The 15,851-nt window shown below is 40.7% G+C and carries 16 protein-coding genes and 2 tRNA genes; 9 read left to right on the top strand and 9 right to left on the bottom strand.

The features are described from left to right. Positions 1-226: 226 nt before the first annotated feature. The 4 genes from ACQY4U_RS01540 to ACQY4U_RS01525 all read right to left on the bottom strand — a co-directional run bounded on the left by ACQY4U_RS01540 (position 227) and on the right by ACQY4U_RS01525 (position 3,601). On the bottom strand, positions 227-1,117 hold the full coding sequence (locus ACQY4U_RS01540; RefSeq protein WP_428327595.1) for a helix-turn-helix domain-containing protein: 891 nt from the start codon (positions 1,115-1,117) through the stop codon (positions 227-229). Positions 1,118-1,202: 85 nt separating this feature from the next. Further along, complete coding sequence (locus ACQY4U_RS01535; protein ID WP_428327593.1) at positions 1,203-2,021, bottom strand: SDR family NAD(P)-dependent oxidoreductase; 819 nt, start codon at positions 2,019-2,021, stop codon at positions 1,203-1,205. Between the two features lie 174 nt (positions 2,022-2,195). Further along, positions 2,196-2,269, bottom strand: a tRNA-Ala gene (locus ACQY4U_RS01530). A gap of 774 nt (positions 2,270-3,043) precedes the next feature. After that, positions 3,044-3,601: a beta-class carbonic anhydrase gene (locus ACQY4U_RS01525; RefSeq protein ID WP_428327592.1), complete on the bottom strand. Its 558-nt coding sequence runs from the start codon at positions 3,599-3,601 to the stop codon at positions 3,044-3,046. 462 nt (positions 3,602-4,063) lie between these two features. On the opposite strand from ACQY4U_RS01525, the gene ACQY4U_RS01520 reads away from it, so the two are divergent. The 3 genes from ACQY4U_RS01520 to ACQY4U_RS01510 all read left to right on the top strand — a co-directional run bounded on the left by ACQY4U_RS01520 (position 4,064) and on the right by ACQY4U_RS01510 (position 5,841). Then, complete coding sequence (locus tag ACQY4U_RS01520) at positions 4,064-5,272, top strand: MFS transporter (RefSeq protein ID WP_428327591.1); 1,209 nt, start codon at positions 4,064-4,066, stop codon at positions 5,270-5,272. A 200-nt stretch (positions 5,273-5,472) separates the two neighbouring features. Next, on the top strand, positions 5,473-5,652 hold the full coding sequence (locus ACQY4U_RS01515; protein ID WP_428327590.1) for a hypothetical protein: 180 nt from the start codon (positions 5,473-5,475) through the stop codon (positions 5,650-5,652). Positions 5,653-5,679: 27 nt separating this feature from the next. Continuing rightward, positions 5,680-5,841, top strand: coding sequence for a hypothetical protein (locus ACQY4U_RS01510; protein ID WP_428327589.1), 162 nt, complete (start codon positions 5,680-5,682; stop codon positions 5,839-5,841). 75 nt (positions 5,842-5,916) lie between these two features. Here the strand turns inward: ACQY4U_RS01510 and lpxB are convergent, their stop codons facing one another. Both lpxB and ACQY4U_RS01500 read right to left on the bottom strand, forming a co-directional pair. Next, the gene (gene lpxB, locus ACQY4U_RS01505; protein WP_428327588.1) at positions 5,917-7,029 is read right to left on the bottom strand and encodes a lipid-A-disaccharide synthase; all 1,113 of its coding nucleotides are present in this window, start codon (positions 7,027-7,029) and stop codon (positions 5,917-5,919) included. Then, positions 7,026-7,292, bottom strand: coding sequence for a hypothetical protein (locus ACQY4U_RS01500; RefSeq protein WP_428327587.1), 267 nt, complete (start codon positions 7,290-7,292; stop codon positions 7,026-7,028). Before ACQY4U_RS01500 ends, lpxB begins: the two co-directional genes overlap by 4 nt. A 198-nt stretch (positions 7,293-7,490) precedes the next feature. On the opposite strand from ACQY4U_RS01500, the gene ACQY4U_RS01495 reads away from it, so the two are divergent. Both ACQY4U_RS01495 and ACQY4U_RS01490 read left to right on the top strand, forming a co-directional pair. Continuing rightward, positions 7,491-7,988, top strand: a complete 498-nt coding sequence (locus tag ACQY4U_RS01495; protein WP_428327586.1) for a GNAT family N-acetyltransferase — start codon at positions 7,491-7,493, stop codon at positions 7,986-7,988. 112 nt (positions 7,989-8,100) lie between these two features. Then, positions 8,101-10,371: a Tex family protein gene (locus tag ACQY4U_RS01490; protein ID WP_428327585.1), complete on the top strand. Its 2,271-nt coding sequence runs from the start codon at positions 8,101-8,103 to the stop codon at positions 10,369-10,371. A 61-nt stretch (positions 10,372-10,432) separates the two neighbouring features. Here the strand turns inward: ACQY4U_RS01490 and ACQY4U_RS01485 are convergent, their stop codons facing one another. Further along, positions 10,433-10,909: an Lrp/AsnC ligand binding domain-containing protein gene (locus tag ACQY4U_RS01485; RefSeq protein WP_096356414.1), complete on the bottom strand. Its 477-nt coding sequence runs from the start codon at positions 10,907-10,909 to the stop codon at positions 10,433-10,435. Positions 10,910-11,060: 151 nt separating this feature from the next. On the opposite strand from ACQY4U_RS01485, the gene ACQY4U_RS01480 reads away from it, so the two are divergent. Beyond that, positions 11,061-11,172 (top strand) — tRNA-Asp (locus ACQY4U_RS01480). A 367-nt stretch (positions 11,173-11,539) separates the two neighbouring features. Here ACQY4U_RS01480 and ACQY4U_RS01475 read toward each other — a convergent pair. Beyond that, positions 11,540-12,109, bottom strand: coding sequence for a porin family protein (locus ACQY4U_RS01475; RefSeq protein WP_428327584.1), 570 nt, complete (start codon positions 12,107-12,109; stop codon positions 11,540-11,542). A gap of 129 nt (positions 12,110-12,238) precedes the next feature. Here ACQY4U_RS01475 and ACQY4U_RS01470 point away from each other — a divergent pair, with 129 nt between their 5' ends. From ACQY4U_RS01470 to ACQY4U_RS01460, 3 genes are all read left to right on the top strand, one after another. After that, positions 12,239-12,454 carry a hypothetical protein gene (locus tag ACQY4U_RS01470; RefSeq protein ID WP_428327583.1) on the top strand — a complete coding sequence of 72 codons (216 nt, stop codon included), beginning with the start codon at positions 12,239-12,241 and terminating at the stop codon, positions 12,452-12,454. A 64-nt stretch (positions 12,455-12,518) separates the two neighbouring features. After that, the gene (locus ACQY4U_RS01465; RefSeq protein WP_428327582.1) at positions 12,519-14,264 is read left to right on the top strand and encodes a S41 family peptidase; all 1,746 of its coding nucleotides are present in this window, start codon (positions 12,519-12,521) and stop codon (positions 14,262-14,264) included. A gap of 164 nt (positions 14,265-14,428) precedes the next feature. After that, positions 14,429-14,971, top strand: a complete 543-nt coding sequence (locus ACQY4U_RS01460) for a hypothetical protein (RefSeq protein ID WP_428327581.1) — start codon at positions 14,429-14,431, stop codon at positions 14,969-14,971. 92 nt (positions 14,972-15,063) lie between these two features. Here ACQY4U_RS01460 and ACQY4U_RS01455 read toward each other — a convergent pair whose 3' ends face one another. Continuing rightward, on the bottom strand, positions 15,064-15,849 hold the full coding sequence (locus ACQY4U_RS01455; protein WP_428327580.1) for a GDSL-type esterase/lipase family protein: 786 nt from the start codon (positions 15,847-15,849) through the stop codon (positions 15,064-15,066). Positions 15,850-15,851: the final 2 nt, after the last annotated feature.

Below are 15,851 nucleotides of genomic sequence, written 5' to 3'. Positions count from 1 at the left end.
CCAACATACGGTATGTGGTCGCTGCCTTGTGTTCTCTTAACTTTCCCAGTCTGTATCATTTCTTTTGGAATAGAATTTTCAGAACAAAACGCCTTTATTCCGGTAATTATAACCCAATCTATAGTTTTTGTTATTTTCTGGTTGATAGTTTACAGTTATATAAAAAAAAGAAAAATAAATTCAAACTGAGACACTACCGTTTATTTACAGGCAAAATAAATTACGGTTAGTTTATTAGCTGTTTTTTAAACTGATTGGGGCTGATGCCTACTTCCTTTTTAAATAAACGCGAAAAATAAGGCAGGTTTTCAAAACCTAAGGCATAAGCCGTTTCAGCAATGTTATTGTCTGATCCTTTTAACAGGTTCTTTGCTTCGGATATTAAAAATATATGGATCAGCTCAATAGCTGTTTTGCCGGTTTCCTGTTTCAGCATATCGCTCAGGTAACGGGATGATATGTTAAGTTCATCGGCCATAAAATGAACGGAAGGCAACCCCTTTGCCTGCAAACCACCCTGCTCAAAATAACGGCTCAAGGCTTCGTTAAATTTAGAAACTGTTTTACCCGAAAGTATATTACGATCAATAAACTGCCTTTTATAAAACCGCTGCGAGTATTTTAAGATCGAATCAAGATGGCCCAGCATAATACCCCTGCTGTACTCATCCTGGTTATTGTAATATTCGGTTTCAATTTTGCGGAAAAGCTCCCAAACTATCTGTTCTTCTTTGGGCGACAGGTGCAGCGCCTCATTGGCTTCGTAATCAAAGTAACCATACTTTTTAATTTCAGCATGCAGCGGGTGTCCGTTTAACAGATCCTCATGGAAATAAATAATAAAGCCATCTTCTTCAAACTCCAGATCCTTCAGTTGAACTACCTGGTGCGGTTTAATGAACGACATAGAGCCATTTTCATGATCGTATTTGGTACGCCCGTACCTGAAAATACCCGATCTTAGTTTTTTAAACCCGATCATAAAAAAATCGGTAGTAAACTCATCTACACTGATAGAGCACACGTTTTTGCATAAAACAAGGCTAAGCAAAGGGTTTTCGGGAGGGGCAAATCCGTTTGCACGGTGCAGCTCACTGATGGTTTTAAAGTGTTTCATGTATGTCAAATGCTAAAGCCATGCAGTTAGTTTAATTAACCGCATGGCTGTAATGTTTTGTTTGCTAATGCAATTTAGCTTTAATTTATTTACCGTGAGCGGCTGTTGCCACATCGGCCCATTCTTCCCAGGTTGCTAAGCGGCTTTCATAAACCTGCTTAACCCAGGGTAATGCAACCTTGCCCAAAAACAAGCGCAGCGGCGGATTTTCTGCATCAACCAATTTAAGTACGGCATCGGCAGTAGCTTCGGGTATGCCAAAAGCATCATCTGTTAAACCAGCCTGGAATGCAGCCCTAACGCCATCGTATTCTGGCAGTGGCGTGGTGTTAAATGCTGATGCACCGGCCCAATCTGTAGCAAAACCATTTGGCTCAATCAATGAGATATTGATGCCGAAGCCTTTAACCTCGCTTGCCAATGTTTCGCTTAAGCCTTCAACCGCAAATTTTGATGCGTTGTAAATACCCAAAACAGGTAGAGTAGCTATACCTAACACACTTGATACCTGTATAATATGTCCTTTTCCCTGTGCCCTCATTACGGGTAATGCTGCCTGCGTCATCCATAATAAACCAAAAACATTGGTTTCAATCTGCTCGCGCGCTTGCTGTTCGCTGGTTTCTTCAATGGTACCAAATAAGCCGTAACCTGCATTATTGATCAATACATCAATAGTACCGAAATGTGCCTTTGCCTTTTCAATAGCTGCAAAACAAGCCTCGCGATTGTTCACATCCAGTTGGATAGGGAGTATAGCATCACCATATTGCTTAACCAAATCAGTTAAGGTATCCAGGTTTCTTGCTGTGGCGGCTACTTTATCGCCACGTTTTAAAAATGCTTCGGCCCAGATTTTACCAAATCCACGGGAAGCGCCTGTTATAAAAATTGTCTTTGACATTATTTTAATTGTTGAATTAATAATAAGACAAAGGTATAGGCGCCACTTCACACGGATTTATACAAAAGTGGGGGATTATGATACAGAAATGCGGGGAGGGGGGTAAAGCAAAATGTTCACACCATAAAACACAAAACCCCCTAAAAAGCTAATTTTAGAGGGTTTTATTTTGCGTGGAGAATATCGGAGTCGAACCGATGACCTCTTGCATGCCATGCAAGCGCTCTAGCCAGCTGAGCTAATCCCCCGTTTGGTGGATGGCAAAAGTAGTAAAAAGTTAAACAATAGCAAATGCTAATCCTGCAGAAAATGCGGCTGCTTATAAATATTTCTATATAAATCCCAAAACCGGCTAAACCAAGGTATTAAACATAAAGTTTACTTAAACTATTCATTAACAAAATCTGCAGGGTGTATTTTCGCGGCCGGGCTATAAAACAAGTAAAGCCCCTGATGGGCAGGGGCCTTTACTAACCAATTATAAACCTAAATTATGAGAAGACTTTTTTGTATGTATTACGGTGTAAAGGTAACACTATGTTTTAACATTAATGGCATTTTTTTGTAAATTTTTTGTAAAAAACCGATTTACTGCCATTCGATTCACAAAAATAGAAAGATTTTATTAAGAATATACTAATTTTTCTATTTTTTTTTATTTCTTTTCAAATTGCTGATATTTCAATTCAAATAATTTGAAATTTCTGCACATTTTTAACAAAACATATTTTTTTAATAGGTTTTGTTAATTTTTTTTCATCAAAATTGAATAAAAGCTTAAAATAAAAGGTTCTTACTCCTTTTTTATTTAATGTTTTCGTGGTGTTTTTAAAAAAATGTTGATTTTTTGTGATTTTTATGGAAAATTACCCGTTTGTTTTTAATTTTTTGTGATCTTCTCTGTTTTTAACGCTTAATAAACGTCTGCTTAACGGTTATTATTGTGAGTGAAGCAACCTGTTTTTTAGTCAAATTATAGCTATTTTACCTATAGACTATCTATTTTACCTGTCATTTTTAATCTAATTAGGAACTTTTCCAACCTCTGTTGCTGCGGGCACCTCAATTAACTTTCCTGATTTTACATCATAAATATATCCGTAGATAGGAATTGTGGGTGCTACCAGCGGGTGCTTTCTTATCCTTTCTACATCTTCGGCAACACTCGCCTCTAAATTTTTGATGGTTAAAAAGTTGATGAACCGCGCTTCGCCCGATCCGCCTTCTTCCTTTACATTGCGCCACCCGTTTTCATTAACAATGGCCGTTGTTAAACTTTTAGCCAGCAGGTCCTGTATTGTTTCATTTGTAAATAACTCCATCCCGCAGTCGGTATGGTGAATTACAAACCACTCTTTGGTCCCCAATAATTTATGCGAAATAATAAGGGACCGTATGGCATCGTCGCTTGCGCGTCCTCCTGCATTGCGGATCACATGGGCATCGCCTACGGCCAGTCCAGCATATTTGGCAGGGTCAAGGCGCGCATCCATACAGGTGAGTATGGCAAACTGCCTTGCAGGTGGTAAAGCCAACTCTGCCTTGTTACCAAAGTGTTTAACATACTCAGCATTTTGCACCGAGCACCTGCTGATGGATAAGACTGCCGTTTTGCGGCGAATGCGGATTGGTAACCATTGGTTATAAATTAAAATTATTTATAGAAAGATTATAGTGATAAGAGCGTGCTGAATGATCATTTACAGCAACAACAAATACACATCGCTTTTTTAGGCCGGCGAGTTAGCATGGTAAATGCTGCAGCTGTATTTGTTGGTTTATTCATTTAATATAGTTTGTATATAGATATAGTAGACAATTCAAAGGTGTGTAAATATTTCTAATCCCAAAACATTTATAAAAAAATTTAAATGATTTATTAAGGGTGTTACAGTATAGCCTGTTAGACTATTAAAACAGCTAATGCTCTATATAAGCTGCAATATATGTTTGTTTTTTTTGAGCCAGCGTAATGAAAAATTGCTTTAATAAAACATCATTATAAAAATGCTTTAACACCTTTGCAGAAATTTTATCTGCTTATGACTACTGCTGCATCCCCTGCAAAAAAACATCCGGAGCTTACTACACTTACCCTTTGGATAATGACTATAGCTACCGGGCTTATAGTAGCTAATTTATATTATAACCAACCCTTGCTGGAGGATATTGCGCGCACCTTTCACACAACCAAGGGTAAAGCCGGGCAGGTATCTATATTAACGCAGGTAGGTTATGCCACTGGGATGCTTTTTTTAGCGCCATTGGCAGATATGGTTAAGCGCAAACGGCTTATGGTTATTGTATTTGCCTTTATTGTGTTATCGCTTATTATAACGGCAATGGCCCCAAGCATTAATGTGCTGATAATTGCCAGTTTTTTTTTAGGAGCATCATCAATGATCCCGCAGTTACTGGTGCCCATGGCTGCGCATTTGGCTAAACCGCACGAGCGGGGTAAAAAAATAGGGGTGGTAATGGGTGGTTTGCTGATAGGTATTTTACTGTCGCGAACGGTGAGCGGTTATATAGGCGAATATTTTGGCTGGCGTGCCGTGTTCTATGCTGCTGCCATAATAATGCTGGTACTTTGGCTGATGATCGGTTTGTTTTTACCCGAGGTGGAGCCCGATTACAAGGGCAGCTATAAAAAGCTAATGGGTTCATTAATTACCCTGGTAAAAGAAGAGCCTAAATTAAGATTAGCTGCCTTACGTGGTGCCTTATGCTTTGCTTGTTTCAGTGCTTTTTGGACAACCATCGTATTCCTGCTGAAACAAAATTTTGATATGGGCAGTGCAGTAGCGGGCGAGTTTGGCCTGGTTGGTGCTTTTGGTGCCATTGCCGCCGGGATGATGGGCCGCTTAAGCGACAGGATGGATGCTTATAAATTATCGGGCTTTACTTTAATGCTCATCCTGGTTTCGTTCATCATCTTTATTTTTTCGGGGCATAGCATTATCGGCTTAATAATAGGTGTTATTGTATTAGATATGGGGGTGCAGGCAACGCACATCTCCAATCAATCCATCATCTTTACTTTAAAGCCCGAAGCGCGTAACCGCATAAATACGGTTTACATGGTATCCTATTTTATGGGCGGCTCGGTAGGTACACTGTTTGCTACTCAGCTTTGGAACAATTACCAGTGGAACGGGGTATGTATTACAGGCATCACCTTATCAGTAATTACACTCATTATTCACTTTGCTAATAACCCAAAAGCCGAAACTAAACCTCTGAATGCATAGGCTGACCTTTGTTTACAACAACTGTACTGTAATTTTATACACTAAACCACACACTATTTAGTTTGTGGTTTTTTTATGGTTTATGTTTTTGCTGTAATTCAGCTTATTGTAAAATAATTCTGAGTTGGCGATGACTATTTTCGGTTAGGTTAAAATTTTTGGCACTGATTTGGACTAATACTATTCAAATGCAGTACAGTATGGAACTTGAAAGCAAAAAGAATCGCGAGAGCGAAGAAAAAGAGTGGGAAAATCCAATACATCCTGCAGAAACCTCAGACGAGCGCGACAAAGAACAATTGTTACGCCAATACAAAGAGGCCAAACGCAGGAAGGATAACCTGACCGAAGACGATAACGAAACTGAGAAAACTAAATAAACTATTAACTACTAAAGCACCACTTCTATGAAAACATATAAAAAACCAGCGGCAAGTAAATTATTAGCAAAGTTTGATAACGAATTGAAAAGCTTATTATCAAACGATTTGAAAGAATTTATGGACAGAAACCCATTTTTGAGGAACAAAAAACAGGCTGCAATGGAACAAACGCTTTCTGTGGCTTAAGCATAAAACTACCATCTACCTATAAGAACATCATCTAACCTATGAAAACGATAGAGCTTTGCACATTGCAGGGCTCTATTTTTTTGTGGTGTATTTTATAATAAGCTCCGCTGTTTTGGCGGATGCACCGGGCGTGCCCATCCGCACATCAAGCTGATCGTAATTATCCAGCATGTTTTTACGGTAAGCTTTATTATTAATGATGAGGTCAAGCTCTGTACCTATATTTTGAGGCGAGCAATCCTGCTGTATCAGTTCCTTCACCACCAGTTTATCCATAATTAAGTTTACCAGCGATATAAATTTTATTTTAACCACTGCGCGGGCTATGCTTATTGATACCGGGTGCCCTTTATAAACAACTACCTGCGGTACATTAAATAAAGCGGTTTCTAAATTGGCCGTTCCGGATGCTACAATAGCGGCTTCGGCATGGCTTAGTAAATCATAAGTGGAATTAAACACAACCGGGATCTCCCGGCCACCTAAAAACTGATCGTAATAAGTTTTATTGAAAGATGGTGCACCGGCAATAACAAACTGATGAGCAGTAAACTGATCTGCAACGGCAAGCATATCGGGAAGTAAACGGCTTATCTCCTGTTTGCGGCTGCCTGGCAGTAAGGCAATGATCTTTTTACCGGTTAGGTTATTGTTTATAATGAATTTTTCATCGGCCTTAAAGGCGGCCACGGCATCAAGCAGCGGGTTGCCTACGTAATCAACTTTCATTCCCCATTGCTTATAAAAGTCAACTTCAAAAGGGAGGATGCAGAAAAGATGATCAACTATCCGTTTTATTTTGAGTACGCGTTTTTGGTTCCATGCCCAAACTTTGGGCGATATATAGTAGCAAACCAAAAGGTTATTGCTTTTGGCAAACCCGGCTATTTTTAAGTTAAAGCCCGGGAAATCTATCAGCACCAAAACATCGGGCTGCCAGGCGGCTATATCTTGCTTGCAAAATTTAAGATTCTTTAATATGGTTTTCAGGTTAGCGGCTACCTCATAAAAGCCCATAAAAGCCATATCGGCAAAGTGCTTAACCAATGTGCCGCCTTCTGCCTGCATCAGGTCGCCGCCAAAAAAGCGGAATTCTGCCTGTGGATCATGCTCCTTTAAGGCCTTCATTAAATTAGCCCCATGCAAATCTCCCGAAGCTTCGCCGGCTACCAGGTAATACTTCATCTGATAGGGTGAACTTTAAGTAAAAATATAACCAGCATAATGGCAAAGGTAGCCAGCATTATGCCCCTGATGGTTTGATCGAGTCCCTTTTTTTGACCAATGCGCACTAAAATAAGGTTCAATGCTATAGCTACAAGGTAGGGTAATGCCGGCCGGTTAATAATATCAACATTGGTGCGCAGTAAAAAAGCAACTAAACATGCAATTGCCGGGAATATAAGGGCGGCCAAAACGCCTGTAAATAAATTGTTTTTATTAAGCATGATTGCAAAAATACATTTTTGATTCAGTAGTTTGTATAGTTAGTACGCCCCGGCCCTGTTACACTAATCTTTACTTATTTACTCAGCATCTTATAATAGTGTGGTTAAACTGTATGCTAATGCTGATTAAATTTAAAAATGACAATCTGTATATTAAATAAATTTACTTTAGATAAGGATTGTAATAATATTTGAAATATGAATGCCATAGTTGATACCCCGCGATTAATTGTCCGCTTATTTAAAGCCGGGGAAGAAGAGATCTACCTAAGCCTGTTTGAGGATAAAAGGGTGCTGCTTTATATTCCTGATCGTGGGCGGGAGGAGCATATTACTATTTTCAGGCATCACCTGGCCGAAGTACCCGGGAGCGTGATGGGCCGCTGGGGCATTTTCAATAAAACCGATGGTGATTTTATAGGTATGTGCCTGCTGCGCCACTTTGACGATGGTACGGATAGTATTGAATTAGGCTATGTGCTGCATCATAATTATTGGGGTAAAGGAATTGCATCTGAAATGGCAGCAGCACTTTTAGCCTGGGCAGCTAATATAGCACCCGATGCAGAGTTTGTTGCCGTTACTGATTTGGCTAACCTACCCTCGCAGCGGGTGCTTGAAAAGGTAGGGATGCAAAGGGAGCGCAATTATTTCAGGCATGATGAGGAGCTGGCTTTTTTCAGGTTAAAAAAATAACCGGCTTCCTACTAATAGATTTTCATATAATATAGGTCTGATTACCCTTTGTTGATAATCTTCGCTTGAATTTTCGGGCATTTCTACTCAACTTCGCAGTCCAAATAAGTATATGAATATCCATCATAAAAAAATAGCTGCCGAGCTTTCCATAAACGAAAAACAGGTAGCTGCTACCGTTGCCCTGCTTGATGAAGGTGCTACCGTGCCGTTTATTTCACGTTACCGTAAAGAAGTTACCGGAACATTGGACGAAGTACAGGTTGCCGCCATTCGTGACCGGGTACAGCAATTGCGCGAACTGGATAAACGCCGCGAGGCTATCCTTAAATCGCTAACGGATATGGGTAAGCTTACGCCCGAGCTGGAAAAGCGGATCAATGAGGCCGAAACAATGGTTGCTTTGGAGGATATTTATCTGCCTTATCGCCCCAAAAGAAAAACCCGCGCTACTACAGCCCGCGAAAAAGGATTACAGCCCCTGGCCGATCTTTTGCTGGAGCAAAAAAGAATTGATGTTGAAAGCGAGGCCACAAAATATATTGACGCAGAAAAAGGTGTAAAGAGCCTGGAAGAAGCATTGGCCGGTGCCCGGGATATTATTGCCGAGTTTGTAAGTGAAAATGCAGAGGTACGCACAAAAATGCGCAGCTTGTTTATAGAAAAGGGAACTTTTCAGTCAAAAGTTATTGAGGGTAAGGAGCAGGAGGGAATAAAATATAAAGATTATTTTGACTGGGCCGAACCTATAAAATCGGCACCATCGCACCGTATATTAGCTATGCGCCGCGGCGAAAAGGAAGAGATTTTATGGCTCGATCTTAAACCTGGAGAAGACGAAGCTGTTGGCCTGCTCGAAAAAGCATTTATTACCGGGAACAACCCAAGTGCCGACCAGGTTAAACAAGCAGTTACCGATGGCTATAAACGTTTGCTGAAACCTTCGATGGAAACAGAAGTACGTCTTTTTACCAAAAAGAAGGCCGATGAGGAAGCTATCCGCGTATTTGCAGAGAATGCGCGCCAGCTTTTATTAGGAGCGCCTCTTGGGCAAAAACGTACTATGGCAATCGACCCGGGTTTCCGCACGGGCTGCAAAGTTGTTTGCCTTGACGAACAGGGGAAACTTTTGGAATACACCGCTATTTTTCCGCATACCGGCCCGGGCCAGGCAAAAGAAGCCGAAAAAACCACCAAACACCTGTTTGAAAAATATAATATTGAAGCCATAGCTATTGGTAACGGTACTGCGGGCCGCGAAACAGAAGTGTTTGTGCGTAATCTTAATTTACCCAATGCCACCATTGTAATGGTTAACGAAAGCGGGGCATCCATCTACTCGGCATCCGATGTGGCTCGTGAGGAGTTTCCGGATAAAGATGTTACCGTACGTGGCGCAGTATCTATAGGTCGCAGGCTGATGGACCCCTTAGCCGAACTGGTTAAGATTGACCCAAAATCAATAGGTGTTGGCCAATACCAGCACGATGTTGATCAAAATAAGCTGCAAACATCATTGGATGATACCGTGATGAGCTGCGTAAACGCAGTAGGTGTTGAGTTAAATACAGCATCGAAACAAATATTAGCCTATGTATCGGGCCTTGGGCCACAGCTGGCACAAAACATTGTGGACTACCGCGATCAGAACGGTGCATTTAAACAGCGCAGCCAGTTAAAAAAGGTGCCGCGTTTGGGCGATAAGGCATTTGAGCAGGCCGCGGGATTTTTACGCATTCACCATGCCGAAAATCCGCTGGATACCAGTGCGGTGCACCCGGAGCGTTATACTTTGGTTGAGCAAATGGCGAAGGATCTGAAATGCTCGGTAAAAGAGTTAATGAATGATGATAAGCTGCGCAAAAGCATCCCGCTGCAAAAATATATTTCGGAAGATGCAGGCTTACCTACGCTTAATGATATTATGGCCGAGCTGGCTAAACCGGGCCGCGATCCGCGTGAGCAGTTTGAGGCATTTAGTTTTACCGATGGTGTAAATGCCATTGGCGACCTTAAAGTAGGTATGAAACTACCGGGTATAGTAACCAACATAACCAATTTTGGCGCCTTTGTTGATATTGGCGTTCACCAGGATGGTTTGGTGCATTTAAGCCAGATCACCAACCGTTTTATTAAGGATGCTAACGAAATACTGAAAGTGCACCAAAAGGTACAAGTTACGGTAACCGATGTGGATATTAACCGCAAACGTATTGCACTATCAATGAAAGATAATGAGGCTAAGCCTGCTGAAAAAGAAAAAAGAGAAAACGGGAATGTGCAAAGGCCGGTTCAAAAACCAATTGCTAATAGAAAGCCCATCCCTGAGCCTGAGAGCGACCTGCAAACTAAACTGGCAGCGCTAAAAGATAAGTTTAGGTAGATAATTGCTTGTGAGACTTACGAAGTTTAAAAACTCCGTAAGTCTTTTCTGCGCCTGGGTCTTATTCTAAAGTGATCTGCCTGCGGATGCTTTCCTCTAATGAGATAAAGGTTTCAGTACGCTGAATGCCTTTAACCCCTTGTATCTGCTCATTCAAAACCTCACGTAAATGGGTGGTATCATGGCATACAATTTTGGCAAAAATACTATAGCTGCCGGTAGTATAATGCAGCTCAACTATCTCCTTTACGGTTTTTAGCTGCTTTACGGCATCGTTATATTGCGAACCTTTTTCAAGGAAAATACCAAGGAAAGCTGTAATATCATAGCCTAATTTTTGAGGATCAACCTCCAGGCTCGCACCCTTTATCACGCCCATCTCTTCCAACTTTTTCATCCTTACGTGTATAGTTCCGCCGGAAACGATCAACTCTTTAGCTATCTCCGTGTACGGAGTAGTAGCATTTTTCATTAATATCGACAAAATTTGGATGTCGAGATTATCAATTTCTAAATTTTGAGCTTTTCTGTGGGACATAAATTCGAAAAATTATATTTATATACAAGAATAATTAAAATCTGATAAAAATAAAAATATTCTATTGAAATATTTGCAATAAATTGATAGGTCTGTTAGATTTGTATCAAGCAAATGACAATTGTTTATCGTTCTTTAATTTAAAAAATAATGTTGGGTGGTGAAATTTTAGGCAGACACACCTCCTTGTCCCGGTGGCGGAGATCATGGAAAACCCGAAGCGGGCTAACCACTCTTTGAAGGTTCGATCCCTTCCCCAACAGCTTTTAAGTTTAAAAGCCGCTAATTTTTAGTTGAATGTTGATAAAACAACTGAAAACTGATAATAAATGGCACTAGGCTTAATACAATCCTGTAGGATGGTGAAATTTTTGGCAGACACACCTCCTTGTCGCGGTGGCGAAGGCTCTGGGAAACTCTTAGCAATAAGAATAACCACTTCGTGAAGGTTCGACTCCTTCTCCTACAGCTCTTCTCATAATTTAGGTTTATAATTGGTTAGCAAAGGCCCCTGCCCATCAGGGGCTTTGCTTATATATAAGCTTTTTATTTATTGTTACAACATACAAAAAAAGTCCCGGTTATTAGCCGGGACTTTTTTGCTTTATACTGATTATAAGTGCTTTATACTTACAGTATTTTAAAGCCAATGCTTAAGGCAAACAGGTTTTGCCTTTGCCCAAAGTCTGAATTTATTTTGGTGAGGCCGCCCTCATACCTTAAATCGGCAGTTATGGCGCCAATATCAACGCCTGCCCCGGCCTGGAAACCCAGCGTGCTGTTTTTATAATGCCCAAAATCGGCATAAGCATTATTTAAATTTTCTGAAAGGTTTTTACTCAGCACCGATGTATAAACCGGCCCGGCCATTAACCTGAAGTTCAGATCTTTTGCCCCGAATGATTTACCTAATAACAGCGGTACATTTAAATTAGTAAAATGGGCATTACCGCTTACGGAATTATCGCTCGATTTAAAATCGCCGCCGGTACCGCTTACATAAAGTTCGGGCTGTAAATAAAGGCCGCTGCCAATGCGGGCAAATATACCTGCCTGGTAACCTGTGCGGCTTGATGAGCTTAAATTATCGGTATTGATTTTTGAAAAATTGACACCTCCCTTTATTCCTAAAGAAAATTGTGCCTTCGCACTGATGCTTATTGCTAAAAGCAATACGGCACTGATTAAATACTTCTTCATAATTTTCATGGTTTTTTGTAACCAAACGGTTAACTGGTAAATAAATTACAATAAGTTAACAATAGCCTTGCCAAAAAATAAGCTGCAAGCCAACCTTAATTTTATATTTTTGTTGAAAATAATTTGATCATGGCTGAAATAAGCATCACTAATAAAGAATGGGAGCGCGTTAAAATTAAAGTACAACGTAAATACAACCACCTTACCGACGAGCAACTGCAATATACCGAGGGCCAGGAAGAAAGCCTTATTACTAAATTAATGGCCCTTGTTAACCGCGACAGGAATTATGTACTATTCACACTGAAAAAAGCGTTAGTGAATATTGATAATAACCGTTTGTAAGGCAAGCGCTAACACAAAAAACTACAGCACTTTTTTGTAGCTTTATATTTTTAATATTGTAGGAATGAACAAGGGTAAAGTGCTATTGAGTAAATATAAAAGGCCGTTCTTTTTTGCCGGGATATTTTTGCTGGCTTTGGGTACCTGGAGCTTTAAGGACGATCTTTTCCAGATCTCAAAAAACCTTGACGTTTTTGCATCGGTATACAAAGAGGTTAACATTAACTATGTTGATGATATTAACTCGGGAAAAATGATAAAGACCAGCGTTGATGCCATGCTGGATGGCCTTGACCCCTATACTGAGTTTGTCCCCGAATCAGAAATTGAAGAATATAAGCTACACTATGTAAGTACACAATACGGTGGCATTGGTGCAGGCATTTTTGCACGTAATGGAAAAGTTTATGTATCTGACGTATTTGCGGGCTTTCCTGCACAAAAAGCTGATGTGCGACCCGGCGATCAGTTAGTAAAGATCAATGATGTAGTACTTGAAGGTAAGAACAACGACCAGGTTAGCCTGCTGCTTAAAGGTGCAAAAGGCGCTGCTATTAAACTGCTGATTAAACGCGATAATGCACAGCCGGTTGAAAAAAGCCTGGTGCGCGATGAGATTAAACAGCCAAACGTATCCTACTACGGCATGGTTGATGGTAACATGGGGTATATTAAGCTGGATAAGTTTCTCGAAAACTCGGCTGATGAAGTTACCAATGCCCTTGAAGCTATTAAAAAGAACAATCCCAACGGCGTAATTCTTGATCTGCGCTCAAACGGCGGTGGTATATTGCAGGAAGCTGTAAAAATAGTGAACCTGTTTGTACCTAAGGATGTGGAGGTTGTATCGCAAAAAGGAAAAATAAAAGAAAAGAATTTTACCTATAATACGGTAAGCAACCCAATGGCGCCAAATTTACCATTGGTGGTATTGGTTAATAACCATTCGGCCTCGGCATCTGAGATCGTTGCCGGATCATTGCAGGATCTGGACCGTGCTATAATCATCGGGCAGCGCAGCTATGGCAAGGGCCTGGTGCAGCAAACGTTTAACCTGCCTTATAATAGCCTGGTTAAAATAACAATTGCTAAATATTATGTTCCGTCGGGCAGGTGTATCCAGGAAATAGACTACACACACCGCAAGGACGATGGCAGCGTGGTTAAGGTGGCAGACTCGCTGATCCATGAGTTTAAAACAAAAAATGGCCGTTCGGTTTATGACGGCAGTGGTATTTACCCTGATATATTTATTAAGCAGGAGCGTTTTGCCAATGTTACCCAGGCATTGGTTGGCAAATTGATGATATTTGATTACGCCACACATTACAGGCTTACACATCCATCTATTGACGAAGCGCATAAATTTGTTTTGAGCGATGCTGATTATGCCGATTTTGTAAAATATCTTGATGGTAAAAATTACAGCTACAACACCGCATCAGAAAAAGTATTGGCCAGTTTAAAAACAGAAGCTACCAAAGAGAAACAGTTTGGCGAGATCCAAACAGAATATGATGCGCTGAAAGCCAAAATGATGGCCAGCAAAAAAAACGATCTGCAATTGCACAAGGACGAAATAAAACAAGTGCTTGAGGATGAAATTTCATCCCGCTATTATTTTGAAAAAGGCCGGTATGAAACCAATTTTAAATATGATAAAGAGCTTGCTCAGGCTGTAAAAGTAATGCAGGATAAAGAAATGACCAGCTCCATACTTAAAGGAGATGGCAATTATAAAGTTATTGGTAAACCCGTTTTGGCAGCCATAGCTAAAAAAACAGCTGACCCAGACAGCGACGATAAATAGCATAAATAAGTGCCTTATCCTGCTTTAATAAAGGATAAGGCTTTAAAATCTTTCAATTTTCCGGTATAAATAGTTCAGCTAAACAGGTATTTAGCTATTAGTTTGAAAAATAAACTAAACTATTATCAATAATATTTGTCTATCATTCCAAACAACCGTATAATATGAAAAAGTTACTTTTTATAACAGCAATAATATTTAGCTGTTTATCAGTTAAAATAGCCGATGCCCAGGTACATTTTAGTTTAGGCGTAAACATTGGCAGCCAGCCTGATTGGGGTCCCGTAGGTTACGACCGCGCCAATTATTATTATATGCCCGATATTGATGCTTATTATGATGTACCGGCACATCAATATGTTTATAGTGAAAATAATGTATGGGTACACCGCGCTTACCTGCCGGTAAGATACCGTAACTATGATATGTACCACGGTTATAAAGTGGTAGTAAATGACCGTAACCCATGGGAACGTCACAATGTTTACCACACCAGGTATGCAAGTTACAGGGGGCGCAGAGATCAGGCAATTATAAGAGATAGCCGCGATGCGCGTTACCAAAACCACTGGCACGACAATGGCAATCATTTTGGACAGGGTAATGGTCGTGGTGATAGAGGTGATCATGGTGACAGAGGCGGAAGAGGCGATCATGGTGGAGGTCACGGCGACCACGGTGATCATGGTGGCCACGGCGATCATTAATAAATTAAACAAAAAGAGTCCCGGTATTTACCGGGGCTCTTTTTGTTTAAAGCACTTCCATCGCTCCCGCGAGTTTATAAGTCTTAGCTATATTATCTCCGCCTCTTTAGTATCTGCTCAATTGCTTTACCCCAAAAGGTACCCAATGCTACAGCGCCTTGTTGGTTAGGGTGCAGATAAAATGTGCCTTGGTTACCCGGTTCAGCCTGCAGGGTGGTTAAGTAATGCTTTTTAAAATAGTTAAATGCCTTTTTATCCCCGGTGAATACCTGTTTTGGGTAGCTTGTGGCATAATCTGCCACTAACTGATCAATCATAGGGATATAGGTCTGCAGCCTTGCCAAGCCCTCGGCAAGGTATTTGGCGCCGTTATAAGTATTGGGGCTGTACCAAACCGGGTGCTCAAACACAATTATACATCCCGGAAACTCCTTTAATAAGCTATCGGTTATGGTTTTTAAGTTCTGCTTATAGTCCGCAGGTGATACCGGCGAGCCATGCGTGCCTGATATGGCGCTATCATTAGTGCCCAGCTTAAGGCTGAAGATCAACAGCGCCTGTTTATCAGCAAAAGCATGGGTCGCTTGTTCAACACCTTTAAATGCTGTGTTTGAAGGCAAAAAATCAAGCGTGGTGTAACCGCTATGCCCCTGGTTTGAAAAATCTACATTGCCAATGTTGGCTTGCTGCCTTAAATATGCAGCGGCTATAACAGGAGGAGCCTCCGTTTTTGGATCAGCCAACCCGGCTCCATAGGTAATACTGTTACCTATAAATATCAGGTTGATGTTTTGTTTGGATGATTGCGCCACCAGCATATTGATGCTGATGAGCAAGGTAGCCGCTGTTAGCAGGATGTTTCTTTTAAATCGCATCATCT

Origin of the sequence: Mucilaginibacter sp. (assembly GCF_965277465.1) — a bacterium.
Lineage (GTDB): Bacteria > Bacteroidota > Bacteroidia > Sphingobacteriales > Sphingobacteriaceae > Mucilaginibacter.
Note: the sequence above shows the minus strand (reverse complement) of the source record. Positions and strands in the feature narration are given on the sequence as shown.